The sequence below is a fragment of the Pseudomonas sp. TH31 genome (genome assembly GCF_016650815.1).
Taxonomy (GTDB): Bacteria; Pseudomonadota; Gammaproteobacteria; order Pseudomonadales; family Pseudomonadaceae; genus Aquipseudomonas.
The window spans coordinates 354,226-373,545 of record NZ_JAEKEZ010000029.1; the positions used below are offsets into that span (position 1 = coordinate 354,226).

The 19,320-nt window shown below is 59.8% G+C and carries 20 protein-coding genes and 2 pseudogenes; 11 read left to right on the top strand and 11 right to left on the bottom strand.

Features of this window, described 5'->3' with window-relative positions; translation table 11 throughout:
- Positions 1-113 precede the first annotated feature (113 nt).
- On the bottom strand, positions 114-1,088 hold the full coding sequence (gene cysK / locus JFV26_RS21005; protein WP_201195169.1) for a cysteine synthase A: 975 nt from the start codon (positions 1,086-1,088) through the stop codon (positions 114-116).
- Between the two features lie 127 nt (positions 1,089-1,215).
- Between cysK and JFV26_RS21010 the strand changes: the two genes are divergently transcribed.
- The 3 genes from JFV26_RS21010 (at position 1,216) to JFV26_RS21020 (ending at position 4,485) form a co-directional block, all read left to right on the top strand.
- Positions 1,216-2,292, top strand: coding sequence for a DUF748 domain-containing protein (locus JFV26_RS21010; protein WP_201195170.1), 1,077 nt, complete (start codon positions 1,216-1,218; stop codon positions 2,290-2,292).
- A 143-nt stretch (positions 2,293-2,435) separates the two neighbouring features.
- On the top strand, positions 2,436-3,281 hold the full coding sequence (locus JFV26_RS21015) for an AAA family ATPase (protein ID WP_201195171.1): 846 nt from the start codon (positions 2,436-2,438) through the stop codon (positions 3,279-3,281).
- A 25-nt stretch (positions 3,282-3,306) separates the two neighbouring features.
- Positions 3,307-4,485, top strand: coding sequence for a vWA domain-containing protein (locus JFV26_RS21020; RefSeq protein ID WP_201195173.1), 1,179 nt, complete (start codon positions 3,307-3,309; stop codon positions 4,483-4,485).
- A 75-nt stretch (positions 4,486-4,560) separates the two neighbouring features.
- Here the strand turns inward: JFV26_RS21020 and JFV26_RS21025 are convergent, their stop codons facing one another.
- The 4 genes from JFV26_RS21025 to JFV26_RS21040 form a co-directional block, all read right to left on the bottom strand.
- Positions 4,561-5,481 carry a 5-oxoprolinase subunit C family protein gene (locus JFV26_RS21025; protein WP_201195174.1) on the bottom strand — a complete coding sequence of 307 codons (921 nt, stop codon included), beginning with the start codon at positions 5,479-5,481 and terminating at the stop codon, positions 4,561-4,563.
- The gene (locus JFV26_RS21030) at positions 5,478-6,182 is read right to left on the bottom strand and encodes a 5-oxoprolinase subunit B family protein (protein WP_201195175.1); all 705 of its coding nucleotides are present in this window, start codon (positions 6,180-6,182) and stop codon (positions 5,478-5,480) included. The genes JFV26_RS21025 and JFV26_RS21030 overlap by 4 nt, the downstream gene beginning before the upstream one ends.
- Entirely contained in the window at positions 6,179-6,931 is a 753-nt protein-coding gene (locus JFV26_RS21035; RefSeq protein WP_201195176.1) for a 5-oxoprolinase subunit PxpA, read from the bottom strand. The genes JFV26_RS21030 and JFV26_RS21035 overlap by 4 nt, the downstream gene beginning before the upstream one ends.
- Before the next feature lie 75 nt (positions 6,932-7,006).
- Entirely contained in the window at positions 7,007-8,293 is a 1,287-nt protein-coding gene (locus JFV26_RS21040) for an MFS transporter (protein ID WP_201195177.1), read from the bottom strand.
- 158 nt (positions 8,294-8,451) lie between these two features.
- Here JFV26_RS21040 and JFV26_RS21045 point away from each other — a divergent pair.
- A pseudogene (locus JFV26_RS21045) lies at positions 8,452-9,364 on the top strand (LysR family transcriptional regulator).
- Positions 9,365-9,461: 97 nt separating this feature from the next.
- Here the strand turns inward: JFV26_RS21045 and JFV26_RS21050 are convergent.
- From JFV26_RS21050 to JFV26_RS21060, 3 genes are read right to left on the bottom strand one after another with little or no spacing between them, the layout of a single operon-like run.
- Positions 9,462-10,004: a DUF2937 family protein gene (locus JFV26_RS21050; RefSeq protein WP_201195178.1), complete on the bottom strand. Its 543-nt coding sequence runs from the start codon at positions 10,002-10,004 to the stop codon at positions 9,462-9,464.
- 12 nt (positions 10,005-10,016) lie between these two features.
- Entirely contained in the window at positions 10,017-10,793 is a 777-nt protein-coding gene (locus JFV26_RS21055; RefSeq protein WP_201195179.1) for a class II glutamine amidotransferase, read from the bottom strand.
- 32 nt (positions 10,794-10,825) lie between these two features.
- Entirely contained in the window at positions 10,826-11,323 is a 498-nt protein-coding gene (locus JFV26_RS21060) for an MFS transporter (RefSeq protein ID WP_201195182.1), read from the bottom strand.
- 237 nt (positions 11,324-11,560) lie between these two features.
- Here JFV26_RS21060 and JFV26_RS21065 point away from each other — a divergent pair, with 237 nt between their 5' ends.
- Positions 11,561-13,615, top strand: a complete 2,055-nt coding sequence (locus JFV26_RS21065) for a S9 family peptidase (RefSeq protein ID WP_201195183.1) — start codon at positions 11,561-11,563, stop codon at positions 13,613-13,615.
- A 268-nt stretch (positions 13,616-13,883) separates the two neighbouring features.
- A complete protein-coding gene (locus tag JFV26_RS21070) occupies positions 13,884-14,357 on the top strand; it encodes a cyclic nucleotide-binding domain-containing protein (RefSeq protein WP_201195869.1) in 474 nt (157 codons plus the stop codon).
- 67 nt (positions 14,358-14,424) lie between these two features.
- On the opposite strand, the gene JFV26_RS21075 is transcribed toward JFV26_RS21070, so the two are convergent.
- Positions 14,425-14,712: a hypothetical protein gene (locus tag JFV26_RS21075; RefSeq protein WP_201195185.1), complete on the bottom strand. Its 288-nt coding sequence runs from the start codon at positions 14,710-14,712 to the stop codon at positions 14,425-14,427.
- Positions 14,713-14,800: 88 nt separating this feature from the next.
- Between JFV26_RS21075 and JFV26_RS21080 the strand changes: the two genes are divergently transcribed.
- The 5 genes and pseudogenes from JFV26_RS21080 (at position 14,801) to JFV26_RS21100 (ending at position 18,038) form a co-directional block, all read left to right on the top strand.
- Positions 14,801-15,487 (top strand): spermidine synthase, encoded by a 687-nt coding sequence (locus tag JFV26_RS21080; protein ID WP_201195187.1) that lies wholly within the window; start codon positions 14,801-14,803, stop codon positions 15,485-15,487.
- A 48-nt stretch (positions 15,488-15,535) separates the two neighbouring features.
- Positions 15,536-15,901 (top strand): annotated as a pseudogene (locus tag JFV26_RS21085) (YajD family HNH nuclease); the annotation flags it as partial.
- Positions 15,902-16,234: 333 nt separating this feature from the next.
- Positions 16,235-16,441: a hypothetical protein gene (locus JFV26_RS33725; RefSeq protein WP_242487875.1), complete on the top strand. Its 207-nt coding sequence runs from the start codon at positions 16,235-16,237 to the stop codon at positions 16,439-16,441.
- Positions 16,438-17,094 (top strand): hypothetical protein, encoded by a 657-nt coding sequence (locus JFV26_RS21095; RefSeq protein WP_242487876.1) that lies wholly within the window; start codon positions 16,438-16,440, stop codon positions 17,092-17,094. The genes JFV26_RS33725 and JFV26_RS21095 overlap by 4 nt, the downstream gene beginning before the upstream one ends.
- Before the next feature lie 260 nt (positions 17,095-17,354).
- Entirely contained in the window at positions 17,355-18,038 is a 684-nt protein-coding gene (locus tag JFV26_RS21100; RefSeq protein ID WP_201195189.1) for a response regulator transcription factor, read from the top strand.
- A 122-nt stretch (positions 18,039-18,160) separates the two neighbouring features.
- Here the strand turns inward: JFV26_RS21100 and JFV26_RS21105 are convergent, their stop codons facing one another.
- Together JFV26_RS21105 and JFV26_RS21110 are read right to left on the bottom strand one after the other, a co-directional pair.
- Positions 18,161-18,571 carry a PA0061/PA0062 family lipoprotein gene (locus JFV26_RS21105; RefSeq protein WP_201195191.1) on the bottom strand — a complete coding sequence of 137 codons (411 nt, stop codon included), beginning with the start codon at positions 18,569-18,571 and terminating at the stop codon, positions 18,161-18,163.
- A gap of 151 nt (positions 18,572-18,722) precedes the next feature.
- Positions 18,723-19,127 (bottom strand): PA0061/PA0062 family lipoprotein, encoded by a 405-nt coding sequence (locus JFV26_RS21110; RefSeq protein ID WP_201195193.1) that lies wholly within the window; start codon positions 19,125-19,127, stop codon positions 18,723-18,725.
- Between the last annotated feature and the right edge of the window lie 193 nt (positions 19,128-19,320).

Below are 19,320 nucleotides of genomic sequence, written 5' to 3' on the forward strand. Positions count from 1 at the left end.
CGAAGGCTGATCCGAATCAAGCCTTTTGTTGAAGATCAAAAACAGGATCAAGCGATCGCAGCCTTCGGCAGCTCCTACGCGCCGGTGGGCGCTGCGATCTTTTGATTGTTCGGTTACTGCTGGTTCTCCGCCTCGGTAAACAGATCACTGAACAACATGCTCGACAGATAACGTTCGCCGGAGTCCGGCAGGATCACCACGATGGTCTTGCCCTGCATTTCCGGGGTTTCGGCCAGGCGCACCGCAACAGCCATCGCTGCACCGCAAGAGATACCGCACAAAATCCCTTCTTCTTGCATCAGGCGCAGGGCCATGGCCTTGGATTCATCGTCAGTCACCAGTTCAACCCGATCAACAATCGACAAATCGAGGTTCTTCGGCACAAAACCGGCACCAATGCCCTGAATCTTGTGCGGGCTAGGCTTGATCTCTTCACCGGCCATCGCCTGGGTAATCACCGGGGACGAAACCGGTTCCACCGCCACCGAGATAATCGGTTTGCCCTGGGTATTCTTGATATACCGCGAAATGCCGGTAATGGTTCCGCCCGTTCCGACGCCTGCCACCAACACATCAATGGCGCCGTCGGTGTCGTTCCAGATTTCCGGACCTGTGGTCTTTTCGTGGATGGCCGGGTTGGCCGGGTTGTCGAACTGCGACGGCATGAAGTACTTGGCCGGGTCGCTGGCGAGAATTTCGGCAGCTTTTTCTATCGCGCCTTTCATGCCTTTAGCCGGCTCGGTCAGGACCAGTTCGGCCCCCAATGCCTTGAGCACCTTGCGCCGTTCAATACTCATGGAGGCAGGCATGGTCAGCATCAACTTGTAGCCACGGGCAGCGGCAACAAACGCCAGGCCGATGCCGGTATTGCCGGAAGTCGGCTCGACAATGGTCATGCCTGGCTTGAGTTTGCCGGTGCTTTCGGCGTCCCAGATCATGTTCGCGCCGATCCGGCATTTGACCGAGTAACCGGGGTTGCGCCCCTCGATTTTGGCCAGGATGGTTACGCCGCGCGGCGCGATGCGGTTGATCTGCACCAGCGGCGTATTGCCGATGGAATGGGCGTTGTCAGCGAAAATACGGCTCATGGCTGGGTCCTTATGCAGCGTTGGATAAGCCGTCCAAGGTATGCCTGTTGCCCGTGGTCGTCCAGTCAGGTCGAACGTCCGCTGGCGGTCGCAGTCAATGACTTTATATACCCAAGGAATTGCCACCATGAAGCGTCGATACAGCTGGCCTCTGTGGACCCTCGCCAGCCTCGTAGTGCTGCTGATTGCCCTGCACATCGCCCTGCCCTATATGGTGCGCAATTACCTCAACGAAAAACTGGCCGACATGGGCGACTACCGTGGCCAGATTACCGACGTGGACCTGGCCCTGTGGCGCGGCGCCTACAAAATCAACGGACTGAAGATCGTCAAGGTCGATGGCAAAGTCCCGGTGCCGTTCGTCAATGCACCGCTGATCGACCTCGCTGTCAGCTGGCATTCGCTCTGGTATGACCACGCCGTGGTGGCCAAGGTGCAGTTCATCAAACCCGAGCTGAACTTCGTCGACGGTGGCACTAACAAACAGAATTCCCAGACCGGTCGCGGCACTGACTGGCGCGCACAATTGAGCAAACTGTTGCCGATCACCCTGAACGAAGTGCGGATCAACGACGGAAAAATCAGTTTTCGAAACTTCAGCTCTACCCCGCCGGTAAACATGAACGCCACCCAGGTCAACGCCAGCCTCTATAACCTGACCAACGTCGTCGACACCAAAGGCAAGCGTGACGCCCGTTTCGAGGGCAAGGCGCTGCTGTTGGGCCAGGCCCCGCTGGAAACCACCGCCACCTTCGATCCGCTGAGCAACTTCGAAGACTTCGAATTTCGGCTGCGAGTCAAGGACATCGAGCTCAAACGCATGAACGACTTCGCTTCGGCCTACGGCAAATTCGACTTCAACGCCGGCCATGGCGACGTGGTGATCGAAGCCGAGGCCAAAAAGGGCCAGCTCAAGGGCTACATCAAGCCGCTGCTGCGCGACGTCGAAGTGTTCAATTGGCAGCAGGACGTCGAAAACCAGAACAAGAGCATTTTTCGCTCGGTCTGGGAAGCCATCGTCGGCGGCACCGAAACCGTGCTGAAAAACCAGCGCAAGAACCAGTTCGCAACCAAGGTCGAACTCAACGGCAACGTGCACCAGCAAGATATCAGCGCGTTCCAGGCGTTTTTGCAGATTTTGCGCAATGGTTTCATCCAGGCGTTCAATGCCCGTTATGAACAGCCCAAGCCGGATGCGGGCTGAGTCACCAAGTGACGCCCCATTCAGAGACTGAATAACCCGTCTGCGTTCACAGTCGACCGGGCAGCGCGTTATAGTCGGGGACTACACTTATTGCGTCCCGCCCTGCCCCGTTCAGGTCGGCGTTACCGTTCGAGGATTAGCAGATGAAGTTCGAAGGCACCCAGGCCTACGTCGCCACCGATGACCTGAAGCTGGCGGTCAACGCCGCTATCACCCTGGAGCGTCCGCTGCTGGTCAAGGGCGAGCCGGGCACCGGCAAGACCATGCTCGCCGAGCAACTGGCCGAATCCTTTGGCGCCAAACTGATTACCTGGCACATCAAGTCCACGACCAAGGCGCATCAGGGCCTGTACGAGTACGACGCGGTCAGCCGTTTGCGCGACTCGCAACTGGGCACAGAAAAGGTCCACGACGTTCGCAACTACCTGAAAAAGGGCAAGCTGTGGGAGGCCTTCGAAGCCGAGGAGCGGGTGATCCTGCTGATCGACGAAATCGACAAGGCTGACATCGAGTTCCCGAACGACCTGCTGCAAGAACTCGACAAGATGGAGTTCTACGTTTACGAGATCGACGAGACGATCAAGGCCAGGATCCGCCCGATCATCATCATTACCTCCAACAACGAGAAAGAGCTGCCGGACGCGTTCCTGCGCCGCTGCTTCTTCCACTACATCGCCTTCCCGGATCGCGTGACGATGCAGCGGATCGTCGATGTGCACTACCCGAACATCAAGAAAGACCTGGTCAGCGAAGCGCTGGACGTGTTCTTCGACGTGCGCAAGGTGCCGGGCCTGAAGAAGAAGCCGTCGACTTCCGAACTGGTGGACTGGTTGAAACTGCTGATGGCCGACAACATCGGCGAAGCGGTGCTGCGCGAACGTGATCCGACCAAGGCTATCCCGCCGTTGGCCGGTGCGCTGGTAAAGAACGAACAGGACGTGCAATTGCTTGAGCGCCTGGCGTTCATGAGCCGTCGCGGCTCTCGCTAAGCCCCGATAGAGAGAGGCGATCGCCATGCTGCTCAACCTGTTCAATGAAATGCGCGCCGCCAAGGTGCCGGTCTCGGTGCGCGAGCTGCTGGACCTGATCAACGCGCTGAAACAGCGCGTGGTCTTCGCCGACATGGACGAGTTTTATTACTTGTCCCGGACGATTCTGGTGAAGGACGAAAAGCATTTCGACAAATTCGACCGGGCTTTCGGCGCCTACTTCAACGGCCTGGAAAAACTCGACGATCACCTTCAGGCCTTGATTCCGGAAGACTGGCTGCGCAAGGAATTCGAACGCTCGCTGAGCGATGAAGAGCGAGCGCAGATCCAGTCCCTCGGCGGCCTCGACAAGCTGATCGAAGCGTTCAAGAAACGCCTCGAAGAACAGAAAGAACGCCATGCCGGCGGCAACAAATGGATCGGCACCGGCGGCACCAGCCCGTTCGGCTCCGGCGGTTTCAACCCGGAAGGCATCCGGGTCGGCGACGCCGGCAAGCGCCAGGGAAAAGCGGTGAAAGTCTGGGATCAGCGCGAGTACAAGAACCTCGACGACTCGGTGGAACTGGGCACGCGCAACATCAAGGTTGCCTTGCGCCGGCTGCGCAAATTCGCCCGGCAGGGTGCGGCCGAAGAGCTGGACATCGACGGCACCATCGACCACACCGCCCGCGATGCAGGGCTGCTGAATATCCAGATGCGGCCGGAGCGGCGCAACACCGTCAAGCTGTTGCTGCTGTTCGACATCGGCGGTTCGATGGACGCCCACGTGAAGATCTGCGAAGAGTTGTTCTCGGCCTGCAAGACCGAGTTCAAGCACCTGGAGTACTTCTACTTCCACAACTTCCTTTATGAGTCGGTGTGGAAGAACAACATGCGCCGCACCTCCGAGCGTTTCTCGACTCAGGATCTGCTGCACAAATACGGCGCCGACTACAAAGTGATCTTCATCGGCGACGCCGCGATGGCGCCCTACGAAATCACCCAGGCCGGCGGCAGCGTCGAGCACTGGAACGAAGAACCGGGATATGTGTGGATGCAGCGCTTCATGGCGAAATACAAGAAGCTCATCTGGATCAACCCGTACCCGAAAGACACCTGGGGCTATACCTCCTCGACCAACATCGTGCGGGACTTGATCGAAGACCAGATGTATCCGCTGACCTTGCGGGGGTTGGAGGAAGGGATGCGGTTTTTGTCCAAATGATTGAGTGATGCCCTGAAAGATCGCAGCCTGCGCAGATCTCTGTAGGAGCTGCCGCAGGCTGCGATCTTTTGATCTTCACCTGAATCGCCGCAAATACCCGACCTGCTCCCGATGCGCCACGTCCTGCACCACCGGCCGCAACCGTACCTTCGCCCCCGGCAAACACTGCGCCAGCCGCGCCAGTGCCAACGGCGTCAACGCCCCTAAACGCGGATACCCGCCTATGGTCTGTCGATCATTGAGCAACACAATCGGCTGCCCGTCCGGCGGCACCTGCACGGCACCCAGCGGGATGCCTTCGGAAATCATCGGTTTGCCCTGATATTCCAACGGCGTGCCCAACATACGAATGCCCATTCGATCAGCCCGACTGTCGAGACTCCAAACGCTGTTGAACGCATCGAACAGACTTTGTCCGCTGAACGCGCCGATCTGCGCGCCGAGCACCAGGTCCAGCGGCGCATCGAGTTTGAAATCAGGGAGGTGCTCGCGCGGCAGCTCCCGCAGCAAGATCAAGTCACTGCCCGAATAACTGAGCAGCGCCTCTTTGGCCAAAGGCCGGCCCATGCCATCCAGCCCGCCGAGTTCCTCACGAACCACCGTCGCGCTGCTGCCCAATACCTTCGGCGCATCAAACCCGCCCGGCGCCGCCAGATAAGCCCGAGCCCCGAGCAGCGGTTGAGTGAACTGCAAACGCTGCCCTTTGTGCAGCCGAAAACTGCGCCACGGCGCCAACGCTTCGCCATTCACCTGCGCGCCCAGATCCGCGCCGGCCAGCGCCAGCACGCAATCCTCCTGAGCCAGCACGGTGAACCCGCCGAGGGTAATTTCGACCACCGGCGCATCCAAACCGTTACCCAGAAGCCAGTTGGCCCACGACATCGAGCGCCAATCCAGCCCGCCGCCCTGGGTCACACCCAAGTGCCGTACGCCAAAACGGCCAGCGTCCTGCAACAGGCACAACGGCGTACTCGCTTCAATTTTCAGTTGGCTCATGCCTGGGCCTCCAATGGCGTATCGTCGCCGCCCAGGTGGATGAACTCGGCATGACTGACGGCTTCAAACCGCACCGTGTCGCCCGGTTGCATCAGGCTGTAGCCGTCGCGTTCGCGGTCGAACAGTTTGGCCGGGGTACGACCGATCAGGTTCCAGCCACCGGGTGACACCACTGGATAAGCCGCGGTTTGCCGCTCGGCGATGCCAACGCTGCCGGCAGCGACTTTCTTGCGCGGGGTGTTCAAGCGCGGCGCGGCGAGGATTTCTTCCACCAGGCCCATGAAGGCAAAACCCGGCGCGAAGCCCAGTGCGAACACCTGATATTCGCGCTCGCTGTGGCGGCGGATTACGTCGTCCACCGCCAACCCGCTGCGTTGGGACAACAGGCTCAATTCGGGGCCGACACTCAAGTCATACCAGACCGGCAACACATGGCACCTGCCGCTGGTACCGGCATTGGGCGACAGATCGATCAACGCTTGAGCGATCAATTCCCGCGCCTGAGCCGGGTTCAAGGCAGTCAGGTCGTAATGCACCATCAACGTCGTATAGGACGGCACGAGGTCGATCAAATGCCCGGCAAACGCGGCGCGCAGACTTTCGCTGGCCGCGAGCATCCACGGCATGTTCGCTTCGGCAATTTCATCGAACAGGCGCACCATCAGGCAGTCCAGCGCGACCACTTCCACCCGAGGTTTCATGAGGCGCTCTGCTGATTCAAGGCCTCACGGATACGCTGCACGGCGGCCACCGAACTGGCGTTGTCGCCGTGGACGCAAAGCGTATTGGCCTGCAGGTGCAAAGCGCTGCCATCGCTGGCCATGAGGTTGTCGCCACGGGCAATGATCAACGCCTGCTCGATGATTTTCTCGGGATCGTGATGCACCGCGCCCGGCAATTGTCGCGAAACCAACAGGCCGGCGCTGTCGTAGGCGCGGTCGGCGAAGGCTTCGAACCACAGGGTCACGCCGTACTCATCGCCCAATTGCTGCGCAGCGCTGTTATCGCGGGTGGCCATCAGCATCAACGGCAACGTGTGATCGTAGGCCGCCACAGCCTGGATCACCGCACGCAATTGCGCCGGATTGGCCATCATGTCGTTGTACATCGCGCCGTGGGGCTTGACGTAACTCACCCGCCCGCCCTGGGCCCGGCAGATGCCGTCGAGGGCGCCGATCTGGTAATGCAGAATGTCCTGCAGTTCCTGGGCGGTGTAGGCCATCGAACGTCGACCGAACCCGACCAGGTCCTGATAGGCCGGGTGCGCGCCAATCTTCACACCGTGGCTCAGGGCCAGGCTGACGGTCTTGCGCATGATGCTCGGGTCGCCGGCATGGAAGCCGCAGGCGATGTTGGCACAATCAATGAAGGGCATGACCTCGGCGTCCAGACCCATGGTCCAGTTGCCGAAACTCTCGCCGATGTCGCAGTTCAATAGCAGGCGGCTCACGGTGAACACTCCTGTAGGCATATTCTTTTACTGCCGGGCTGATGCCCGGCAGATTATCAGTTGCTGATTATTAAGCTATTGGGCGTCGAGTTGCTTGCCACGGGTTTCCGGCAGGCTCAACGCCGCCAGGATCACCACGCCGTAGGACACCGCCGCAAACGCCCCGATGCCTACGCTCAATGGCACTTTTTGGCTGAGCAAACCGATCAACAGTGGAAACAACGCTGCCAGCGCTCGCCCGATGTTGTAGCAAAAGCCCTGGCCCGAACCGCGAATCCGCGTCGGAAACAACTCGGTCAAAAACGCGCCCATGCCGCTGAAAATCCCCGAAGCGAAGAAGCCCAGCGGAAAGCCCAGCCACAGCATCACGCCGTTGCTGACGTGCAATTGGGTGTAGAGCAACACGATGGTGAACGAGCCGACGGCGAACAGAATGAAGTTTTTCTTGCGGCCGAGGATGTCAGTCAAATACGCGCTGATGACATAACCGACGTAGGAACCGACGATGACCATCGCCAGATAACCGCCCGTGCCGAGGACGCTCAAACCCCTTTCGTTCTTCAGAAAAGTTGGCAGCCAGGAGGTAATCGCGTAGTAACCGCCCAGTGCGCCAGTGGTCAGCACCGAGGCGCGGATCGTGGTGAAGAGGATGCCGGGGGCGAAGATCTCGTAGAACTTCGCCGGGCTGCTCGGCTCTTGCCTGGCTTTGGCTTCGCGGTAGATTTCCGGGTCCTTGACCAGCCGACGGACGAAGATCACGAAAATCGCCGGGACGATGCCGAGGATGAACAGCGCGCGCCAGGCGTCTTCCGGTGGCAAAACCGAGAACAACAGCGCATACAGAATCGCCGTCAGCCCCCAACCCAGCGCCCAGCCCGATTGCACCATACCCACCGCTTTGCCACGGTCCTTGGCGCGAATCACTTCGCCCATCAGCACCGCGCCGGCGGTCCACTCACCGCCGAAACCGAAGCCCATCAAGGTGCGGCTGATCAGCAGTTGTTCGTAATTCTGGGCGAAGCCGCAGAGAAAGGTGAAGACCGCGAACCACAGCACGGTCAGTTGCAGGGTGCGCACGCGACCGATGCGGTCGGAGAGAATCCCCGCCACCCAGCCGCCGATGGCCGAAGCGATCAGGGTGCTGGTGTGAATAAGTCCGGCCTGCCCGGTGGTAATGCCCCACATGGCAATCAGGGTCGGCACCACGAAGCTGAGCATCTGGGTGTCCATGCCGTCCAGGCCATAGCCGATCTTGCAGCTCCAGAACGTGCGGCGTTCCTGTTTGTTGATGTTGCGATACCAGTCGAACGGTCCCGGGCGAGTCGTGGCCTTGGGGAGGTCGAGGGTGTCGGGCGCACTCATGGCAAATCTCCGTGCAAATTTTATTGGTATTGTTCGAAGCCCCGACGACGCCTATCGTGGGAACCGGATGCGCCGATTTTTGGGCGCCCGGCCCGGCTGCGTCCAACTAATAAAACCGTGCCCTAGACATAAGATTTCTTTATCCCCGAGCAGATCCCATGAACCTGAAGTTCCTCGAGACCTTTGTCTGGGTCGCCCGACTCAAGAGTTTTCGCCTGACCGCCGACAAGCTCTTCACCACCCAGGCGTCGATTTCCAGCCGCATCGCCGTGCTCGAAAGTGAGCTGGGGGTGAAGCTGTTCCTGCGCGATTCCCGGGGTAAGCCTGACGCCCGAAGGCTTGAAAGTGCTCGAATACGCCGAACAGATGTTGGACACCATGCAGGCGCTCAAGCAGTCGATCGAGACCCGCTCAAGCAAGGTCGGCAGGATTAGGATCGGCGTGATGGACACGGTGATTCACACCTGGTTGAGCCCGTTGGTGGCCCAGATGATGGATCACTATCCGTTGGTGGAAATCGAACTGGTGGCCGATACCTCGCTCAACCTCTGCGATCAGCTGCAAAAAGGCTTCCTTGATCTGATCCTGCAAACCGACCTGTTGCGCCAGGAAAGCGTGCGCAGCCTGGAACTTGCCAGCCACCCGATGGGCTGGATCGTCGCCAGCAATTCCATCTACAACCGTGAGTATTCGGGCGTGGCGGATCTGGCGCGGGAGCGGATCATTACCTACTCGAAAAACTCGCATCCACATCAGGACATTCTGGCGTTGATGCAGGCCAACGGGGTGCTGGCGCCACGATTGAACTGCGTGAATTCGGTGTCGGCGATTACCCGGTTGCTGCGCGACGGCTTCGGGATTGGCGCGCTGCCGCCCGTGTTGGTGGCCGAGGAACTGGCGCGGGGGGAACTGACCTTGCTGGCCATCGATCAACGGCCACCGAATCTGCAGGTGGTGGTGTCGTGGCGGCTAGGGGTGGAATGGGTCGAGGAGATTGTGGCGTTGTGTCAGCAGGTGCTGGAAGGGTATGCGCGCAAGGTGGGTGAGGGTTACATGGTTTTGAATCGTTAAAGATCAAAAGATCGCAGCCTTCGGCAGCTCCTACATTGGAATGCGTCCCACTGTAGGAGCTGCCGAAGGCTGCGATCTTTTGATTGTGATTTTTTTCTTACAACCCGCGCACATCCCGATCTTCAATCGGCCGGCTCTGGCGCAGGCGTTTGCCGCCCAGCACCACCCAGTCGATCAAGCGGAACAGGCATTCAATGCCGAACGAGAGCAGCAACGCACCGCTCATGCCCCAGATCATCGCCTCCGGGGTCAGCAGGATCTGATAGCTGTAGCCGTTCCAGGTTTCCTTGCGAATATCCGGGTCGGCGGCCAGCGCCACTTGCAGGACACGGATGTACCACGGGCCTTGCATCGCCTGGAACTGTTTATCGAGGACCAACTGCCGGGTGAGCAAAGTGCTCAGGCTCTCGGCATCGCTGCGAAAGATCGGGTCGTCACTTTCACGGTAATGGGCGACCAAGGCCTGCATATCGCCCTTGAAGAATTGATTGGCCGTGCCCTGGAAACCACTCAAACCGGTCTGCGCTTCAATCAGATGCGCTTCGACCCGTTTGGCGTAGTCGCTGATGAAGCCCGGCACCTGGACACCGATCAACAGGCCCGCCGCAAACAACACCAGCCGTAGATAACTGAGCAACATTGAGGTGAGTCCTTATTCGGTCTTGCCCTGGCTGACGCATTCACCGCGTCGCCAGAGGCTCCATTGGCCCGGTTCATAGCGGGTCCAGGTTTCGTTTTCGGTCAACGGTTCGGTGGCGATCACGGTGACCACGTCGTTGGGCGTGGTTTCGGCCTGGAAGTCGACGATCACATCGACATCCTTCAGGCGTGCCGGGCCGAACGGGGCGCGACGGGTGATCTGCGCCAGTTTGGTCGAGCAATAGCAGAACAGCCAGTCGCCGTCGCTGAGCAGGCAGTTGAACACGCCTTTACTGCGGTATTCGGCGCAGGCTGCCACCAGGTCAGGCAGCAGTTCTTCGATCTCTACCGGTTCAGGGAACGCTGCCCGCACCCGGTTGAGCAAGTCGCAGAACGCCGCTTCGCTGTCGGTATCACCCACCGGACGGTAAAAACTCTTGATCGGCTCAAAGTCCGCGAGCTGGCCGTTGTGGGCGAAACACCAGTTCCGGCCCCACAACTCACGCACGAACGGGTGGGTGTTGGACAGGCAGACCTTGCCGACATTGGCCTGGTGGATGTGCCCGATCACCACTTCGCTCTTGATCGGGTAGCGCTGCACCAGGTTCGCTACTTCAGACTCGCAGCTCGCCGCCGGGTCCTGGAACAGGCGCAGGCCCCGGCCTTCATAGAAAGCGATGCCCCAGCCGTCACGGTGCGGCCCGGTACGCCCGCCGCGCTGCATCAGCCCGGTGAAGCTGAACACGATATCGGTCGGGACATTGGCGCTCATGCCCAATAACTCACACATGCTCGGACTCTCGCTTCAATGCAGGGGCAAGGTTACAAACGCGGTTCGATACGCGAACGCTGGGGGTTGTTCGGGACCGGTGGACGGCCGTAGCGATCATCGCCGGCAACGCCGAACGGTTGATCGTTATCGCGTTCCTCAGCCTTGATCGCCGCCTTCGCCGCAGCAGCCTGTTCTTTGCGGGCATTGGACGCGCGCTCGATCGGCCAGCGGATCAGGACGAAAATCAGGTACAGGCCAAACGCGATCATGCCGTACATGAACAGATCGGAAATTGCCCGCCAGGCGTTGTTGCCCACCTTGAACGCCAGGTCCAGGGCGGTGATGGCGATGGCCGGGGCAACCTTTTCCTTCACCGGGTCGATAATGGTCGGGCTGAACAGCAACACCGCCACGAGCAGCCGCAGTGGCTCGCGCAGGTAGCGCCACATCCAGCGGGTCAAGCGCATCCACACCAACAGGCAGCCTAAAGCGGCAAAGGCGTAGAGGCCCCAAGCGATCAGATAGTCGTTCTCGGTCATGGTGTCCATGGCAAGGCAGGCAAAGAGGCGCTTATAGTAACGACTTTTCGCCCGTCAGGCTTGTCCCAATACCAGTCGGTTATGCCCAATCCCTGTGGGAGCGGGCTTGCTCGCGAAAGCGGAGTGTCAGCCAACAGAGATGTTGAATGTGCTGGCCTCTTCGCGAGCAAGCCCGCTCCCACAGGTTCTGCGCAGACATCCAAGACCTGCGAAGCCCCTATTCCGTACATTGTCCGAGAGCCCTTCATGCCCTTATCTGCCAACGTCACCAGCGCCCCGATTGCCCGCAAGGCTGAAGGTTGCGACCCGTATGCCTGGCTCCAGGAGCGCGACACCGACGCGGTGCTCGACTACTTGAAGGCAGAAAACAGCTATCAGGAGGCGCAAACCGCTGATCAGGCCAGGCTGCGCGAAACCCTGTTCGAAGAGATCAAGGGCCGGATTCTCGAAACCGACCTGTCCCTGCCCTCGCCGTGGGGGCCGTACCTGTATTACACGCGCACCACGGCGGGTGACGAATATGCTCGCCATTACCGCTCCCCGCGCCCGGCCGATGACAGCCTGCACATCGATGAAAGCCAGGAACAACTGCTGCTGGACCCGAACGTGCTGGCCAATGGCGGCTTTTTCTCCCTCGGTTCGTTCAGCATCAGCCCGGACCACCAGCGTCTGGCCTACAGCCTCGACACCACGGGCGATGAGATTTACACGCTGTTCGTGAAGGAGTTATCCAACGGCAAGGTCAGCGAGCTGGAATTCGAGGACTGCGACGGCAGCATGACCTGGGCCAACGACAGCCTGACGCTGTTTTTCGGCGAACTGGACGACACCCACCGCCCGCACAAGTTGATGCGCTATCGACTGGACGGCACGGCCGCCGAAGAAGTGTTCCATGAGCCGGACGGCCGGTTCTTCCTGCACTGCTACCGCTCCAGTTCCGAACAGCAATTGCTGCTGTCCCTGGGCAGCAAGACCACCAGCGAAGTATGGGTGCTCGATGCGTTCCAGCCGCACCAGGCCTTTACCTGCCTGGCGCCTCGGGTTGAGGACCACGAGTACGACGTCGACCACGGCGCGCTCGACGGTCAATGGACCTGGTTTATTCGCACCAACCGCGACGGTATCAACTTCGCCCTGTACACCGCTGCCGATACCGGCGTGGCGCCGACCGAGGCGGACTGGCAGAACCTGATCCCCCACAGCGACAGCGTGATGCTCGAAGGCCTGAGCCTGAACGTCGAAGCCGTGACCCTGAGCCTGCGCGAAGGTGGTTTGCCGATCATCGAGGTTCGCCCACAAGGCCTGGCGCCTTATCGCGTGCAATTGCCGGACGCGGCCTACAGCCTGCATGTGCAGAACAGCCTGGAATTCGTCAGCGACAAGATTCGCCTGCGCTACGAGGCCTTGAACCGTCCGGCGCAGGTTCGTCAGCTGGAATTGGCCACTGGTGAGCAGAAGGTCCTGAAGGAAACCCCGGTGCTCGGCCCGTTCGACGCCGATGCCTACGTCAGCCAGCGCCTGTGGGCTACCGCGCCGGACGGTACGCAGGTGCCGATCAGCCTTGTGGTCAAACGCGAAGCCCTCGGTAAACCGACACCGTTGTATCTCTATGGCTACGGCGCTTACGGCGAAAGCCTCGACCCGTGGTTTTCCCATGCACGCCTGAGCCTGCTGGATCGCGGCGTGGCGTTTGCCATCGCGCACGTGCGTGGTGGTGGCGAGCTGGGCGAAGCCTGGTACCGCGCCGGCAAGCAGGAACACAAGCCCAACACCTTCAGCGACTTCATCGCTTGCGCCGAGCATTTGATTGCCAACGGCTTCACCACCGCAGCGCAATTGGCGATCAGCGGTGGCAGCGCCGGCGGCCTGCTGATCGGCGCGGTGCTCAATCAACGTCCGGAGTTGTTCGCCGCGGCGATTGCCGAGGTGCCGTTCGTCGACGTGCTCAACACCATGCTCGACCCGGACCTGCCGCTGACCGTCACCGAATACGACGAATGGGGCAATCCGCAAGAGCCGGACGTCTATGATCGGATCAAGGCCTACGCCCCGTACGAAAACGTCACCGCACAAGCCTATCCAGCGACCCTGGTGATTGCCGGCTACAACGACAGTCGCGTGCAGTATTGGGAAGCGGCCAAGTGGGTGGCGAAATTGCGTGCAACCAAAACCGACAACAATCCCCTGCTGCTCAAGACCGAACTGGGTGCCGGGCATGGCGGGATGAGCGGTCGATATCAGGGATTACGTGACGTAGCCCTCGAATACGCATTTGTTTTCAAGGTTTTGGGCATCGCCTGAGGAACTTGGCCCGGGGTTCCGGTCTTAAGACCAGACACCGGGCCCGCCCTTCACGCTATCTCTGTAGCAACTGGCGAAGCCTGCGTCCGGCTGCGCAGCAGTTGTAAAATCAGACGCTGCGCTCTTCCAGTTAATCCGCATTGTCCGGATTTACGACTGCTGCGCAGCCGGACGCAGGCTTCGCCAGCTGCTACGAGGGATCGTGAATAGCCAGCATTATCAGCAGGCCCAAACCCGCAACACACCACAAGAAAAAGACCGTGACGACATGTCAGAACCGACCTTATTGAACAACGAAATACGCGACTGGCTGATGGACTGCGGCCTGTTCGATCAACTGCTGCCAGCCGACTTCGCCGCTGCTTCCGGTTATTTCAGCATCAGCACCATCGCCCAAGGCGCAGAGATTTTCCACGAGGGCGATGCCGGCAGTTTCATGTGCATCATCCACACCGGCCAGGTGTCAGTGCAAAAGACCAACGGTGACGGGCAAACGGTGATCATGGCCACTCTGCGCAGCGGTCGGGCGTTCGGCGAGATGGCCGTGCTAGACGGCGAGCGGCGCTCGGCCAGTTGCGTGGCTGCCAGCCATTGTCAGTTGCTCAACCTGGGTAAGGACTCGCTGGAAAAAATGCTCAACGATGCGCCGAAAATCGCCGCAAAAATCATCCGCGCGCTCGCCGTCTCCCTTTCCAGACGCCTGCGCATGGCGGACGGGCAACTACTCTCGCAACAGGTCTAAGTTGCCGCTCCTCGCCTGACGACAACAGTCACTCGTCAAAAGAGGAACGTATTTGTGAGACAGGACACTATCCACCCGGCGATTTGATTTTGCTGCTGTTCTGCTCAAGGCCCGGCAAGGTCTGGTCCTTGGGCGGGCTCGGCATTTCGATCGGCACCAGTGGCGGGCTGCCGCTGCCCGAACCGGCACGGGGCACGTTGCTGGGAGTGATCTGCGGGTACGGCGTGGGTGTCGCGGTGCCGGGTGAACCGGGCATCGGCGCGGGGCTGGTGGGAATGGTTTGCTGCTCCTGGGCCTGCACTGCAGTAATCGAGAGCGCGGCCAAGGCAATGACCGTTAGAATGGTGCGCTTCATCAATGGCTCCGTTGGCCTTGTTGTCTGCTTGCAGGCTACTCCCAACTGCGTCCGATTACCTTATGCCAATTTTCCTCAAGAGCCTCCCATGAAACGTTTCGTTCTGCTCGACACCGCCCCTATCCCTGAAAACGGCGGTGCCCTGTGCCTGTTCGAATACGGTGAGGATTTCGTCATCAAGATCCAGGGTGGCGACGGCGGGCAGTTGATGAACACCCGCATGCACGGCTCCGAAGACGCCCTGGCCGAGATTCCATGCCGCAAGGTGGCCGGCCGGCCAAACTCGCGTGTGTTGATCGGCGGCCTGGGCATGGGCTTCACCCTCGCCTCGGCGCTCAAGCATTTGGGCAAGACCGCTGAAGTGGTGGTCGCCGAACTGGTGCCAGGCGTGGTCGAGTGGAATCGCGGAGCGCTGGGCGAGAAGGCTGGCAACCCGCTGCTCGACCCGCGCACCGTGATCCGCATGGAAGACGTCGCCAAGGTGTTGCAAGCCGAACCGCAGGGCTTCGACGCAATCATGCTCGATGTCGACAACGGCCCCGAAGGCCTGACCCAACGGGCCAACAGCTGGCTCTACTCAGCCGGTGGCCTGAGCGCCTGCGCCAAGGCCCTGCGGCCCAAAGGCGTGCTGGCCGTGTGGTCGGCCAGCGCCGACAAGCAGTTCTCCGACAAGCTGAAGAAGGCTGGTTTCAAGGCCGAGGAAGTGCAAGTCTTCGCCCACGGCAACAAAGGTACGCGCCACACCATCTGGATTGCCGAGAAACTCAAGGGCTGAGCTAAACTGAGCGCATAACCGTCATTAGTCTTTTACAAAGGTGAACCCATGAGTTCGTCCACCCCGACCAACACCTCGAAGCTGGACCGTATCCTCGCCGACAACCAGCGCGACAAGGAAATGGGTTACCGCGACAAGGCCCTGAAGATGTACCCGCACGTGTGCGGCCGCTGCGCCCGTGAGTTCGCCGGCAAGCGCCTGAGCGAACTGACCGTGCACCACCGCGACCACAACCACGACAACAACCCGCAAGACGGCTCGAACTGGGAACTGTTGTGCCTGTATTGCCACGACAACGAACACTCGCGCTACACCGACCAGCAGTACTTCAGCGAAGGCTCCCTCAGCACGCCGAAAGTCGCCAAGGCCACGCACAACCCGTTCGCGGCGTTGGCCGGGTTGATGAAAAAGAAGAAGACTGAGGTCTTCCCTGTGGGAGCGGGCTTGCTCGCGAAGAGGGCGTGTCAGTCGACATTAATATTGACTGACCCACCGCTTTCGCGAGCAAGCCCGCTCCCACATTTGTTTTGTGCATGGCGGCAAAAATCTGCCGCTTCCGGCAAGGCAACCCGCTTTTTGCCGCGCCATAAACATGTCCAACCCGATACAAACCTGCCCTCCTCCTGCCGCCAACCCCTTCTGGCACTGTTTTTGCGATGTATCAGCATCAATACACTTAAGGCAGTGAAAGACGATGATCCCCCACATCGCTTCGAAAACTGCGCCAACCCTGGGCAGGGATAGCCAATGAACGTCACCTCCACCTCAACCTTCAACAGCGCCGCAATGGTGGCTTATAGCGCCGAGGCCAAGGCAAAAGCCAGTGCCAATGACACCGGGCAGGCGACTAAAAACGCCAAGACAGGTGATGCAGTCAGCCTTTCAAAAAATCCACCGACTACAGCGGTTCGATTACCCACAACGCGCCATTTTTTCCGGTGCGCAAAGGCATGAACGCTGACGCCCTGGTGCTGGGCGTCACCCAACCCGGCGCCGTGTCCAGTTCCAAGGACAAGTCGTTCCCGGAGGTGGCCGCCGATGCCCGTAAGCGCATGGATAATAAGTACGCGCAGATGAAAGCCGGCGAGAAGCCTTACAGCGCCAACGTTGAAGACAAGAATGCGTTGATGGGCGATCTGGATCGACGCTCGCTGAATGCGGTGGCCACCAATGAAGGCGGCAAGTTCTCGAACGATGAGCAAGTCGCGGCCAAAGCGCTGATGCAACAGCAGGCCCGGTTGGCGTCGGGGCACTACAGCGGCCCCGAAGATCAAAAGAAAAACTGGAAAGACCCATTTGCCGATGATCCGGTTGGTCGCGCCAAGGCTGCGCTGAATTTCCTCGACAACATGAGCCCCGAGGAAAAAGCCAAGCCCGAATGGTTGTCCCAGCACCAGACCTTGCAGGATGCGTTGAATCAGTACGGCAAGGGCGATACAGCTTCCACGGACAAGAAAAAAGACGGGCACTTCAACAACCTTGCGGAAATCCTGGCGGGCGTAGACACCAGTGGCACCGGGAGTAAAAACCCGGAAAGCGCGAAGATCACCGATGCACCTGCCGCCATGATGGCCAAGATCAAAGCGATGTTGCCTGCGACGCAGTAAGACCCGCCAATCTCTACCTGCGAATGCAGCACCCATGTGGGAGCGGGCTTGCTCGCGAAAGCGGTGTATCAGCCAACATCAATGTCGGCTGACCGATTGCTTTCGCGAGCAAGCCCGCTCCCACCGGGGATTGTGCAGTCCATGAATAGCGCTAGACCCTTAGCGCATTTCGTTTGTAACGCACATGAAACTTTCATCAGCAAGTCGAGCGTCGTTTGTTGGCAAAATCGGGCATCCGCCATTTCCATCAGGAAACCGACATGCCCCGTATTTTGACCATCGAAGACGATGCCGTGACGGCTAAGGAAATCGTCGCCGAGTTGCAAAGCCACGGTTTTGAAGTCGACTGGGTGAGCAACGGCCGCGAAGGGCTGGTGAGCGCAGTCAGTGGCAATTACGACCTGATCACCCTCGACCGCATGCTCCCCGAGCTCGATGGCCTGGCCATTGTCACCACGCTGCGCGCCATTGGGGTGGCGACGCCGATCCTGATGATCAGCGCCCTCTCCGACGTCGATGAACGCGTACGTGGCCTGCGTGCCGGCGGCGATGATTACCTGGCCAAGCCGTTCGCCACCGACGAAATGGCGGCGCGCGTCGAGGTGCTGCTGCGGCGCAAAAGCCCGGTCCGGGCCACCGAAACCACCCTGCGCGTGGCTGACCTGGAACTCGACCTGATCAGCCATCAGGCCACTCGTGCCGATCAGCCGCTGAACCTGCTGCCCACCGAGTACAAACTGCTGGAATTCATGATGCGCAATCCGGGGCAGATTCTGTCGCGGATGATGATATTCGAAGAGGTCTGGGGTTATCACTTCGACCCCGGCACCAACCTCATCGATGTGCACATCGGCCGGCTGCGCAAAAAAGTCGACCCGTCCGGCATAACGCCGTTGATCCGCACCATGCGCGGCTCGGGCTATGTGATTGCTGAACCGCTCTAAAGGTCAACGATGATGACCTGTAGGAGCAAAGCTTGCTCGCGATGGCGTCCTCGAAACCGCCATCGCGAGCAAGCTTTGCTCCTACGGGCTGGTGTTCGAAGCACCATCGTCGGCAAACCGGTTTAACCGGGCATGCACTGGAAGTCGCCAGTCTGCGCCACTTGCTTGCCGTGGGAATCCTCAAGTCGCGCACTGACTTCCTGGCCCAGGCTCGATTCCACCAGTTGGTAATGTTCGCCGGCCTTGAACTGGGTGTAATGGACCTTGCCTTCGCAATCCTGCTGATTCGAATCGCCACTCGGGAGCTCGAACAGCGTCACCGCCAAGTCATGTGCGCCAGGGCTTACTTCAAAGAAGCGGCCGTCATCGATACGTTTGCCATCCACCCGTTCGGCCAACAGGTCATTGGGCGCTTCTTCCTGCAGCCCGATCCAGGCCATGCCCGGATCGGCTTTGGGCATCGGGCCGGCACACGCGGACAACAGGCAGACCAGGCTCAAGCCCGGAATCAACAGCAGATGTTTAAGTGTCATTGCAATGACCTTCCTTCCGGTAAAAAACTTCAAAACACCACAATCCCTGTGGGAGCGGGCTTGCTCGCGAAAGCGGTGTGTCAGATAACATTCATGTCGACTGACACTTCCCCTTCGCGAGCAAGCCCGCTCCCACAGGTTCTGTGCGGGCCTACGAGCACTTGAAGCTGTGGCTCTGCGCCACCTGATTGCCGTGGGAATCCACCAGGCTGACGGCCGCCTTCAAGCCCTCGCTCGAGGCATTGATCTGATAGTGCTCACCGGCCTTGAACTCGCTGTAGTCGAGGCGGCCCATGCAATTGAGGTCTGTCGAGTTGCCATCCGCGCCGCTAAGCAGGGTCATGTCCAGACGATGAGCGCCTGGCTTGACCTCGAAATAACGAGCGTCTTGGACCGCCTTCCCATCGATGCGCTCCGCCAGCAAATCGGCGCTCGCCGGTTGGTCCATGCCGATCCAGGCTTCGCTCGGGTCAGCCTTGGGCATCGGTCCGGCGCATGCCGACAACAGGCACACCAGGCTCAGGCTCGGGATCAGTAACAGGGGTTTAAGCGTCATTGAAAAACACCTCGCAAGTGGACGCCGATGCCGCCGTCAGGAGTGACGGTAGGCACTCGGCTTGAGGTTAAGAGTGGCGAGCCAGAGCGGTTCGGACAAATGAATCCGCATGAAAGGATTTTCAGGTAATCGTTAAAAATTTCTTCATTCCGCGGAAGGCAAATCTTTAAGTAGCAAGCGCAAGACTGCCGAG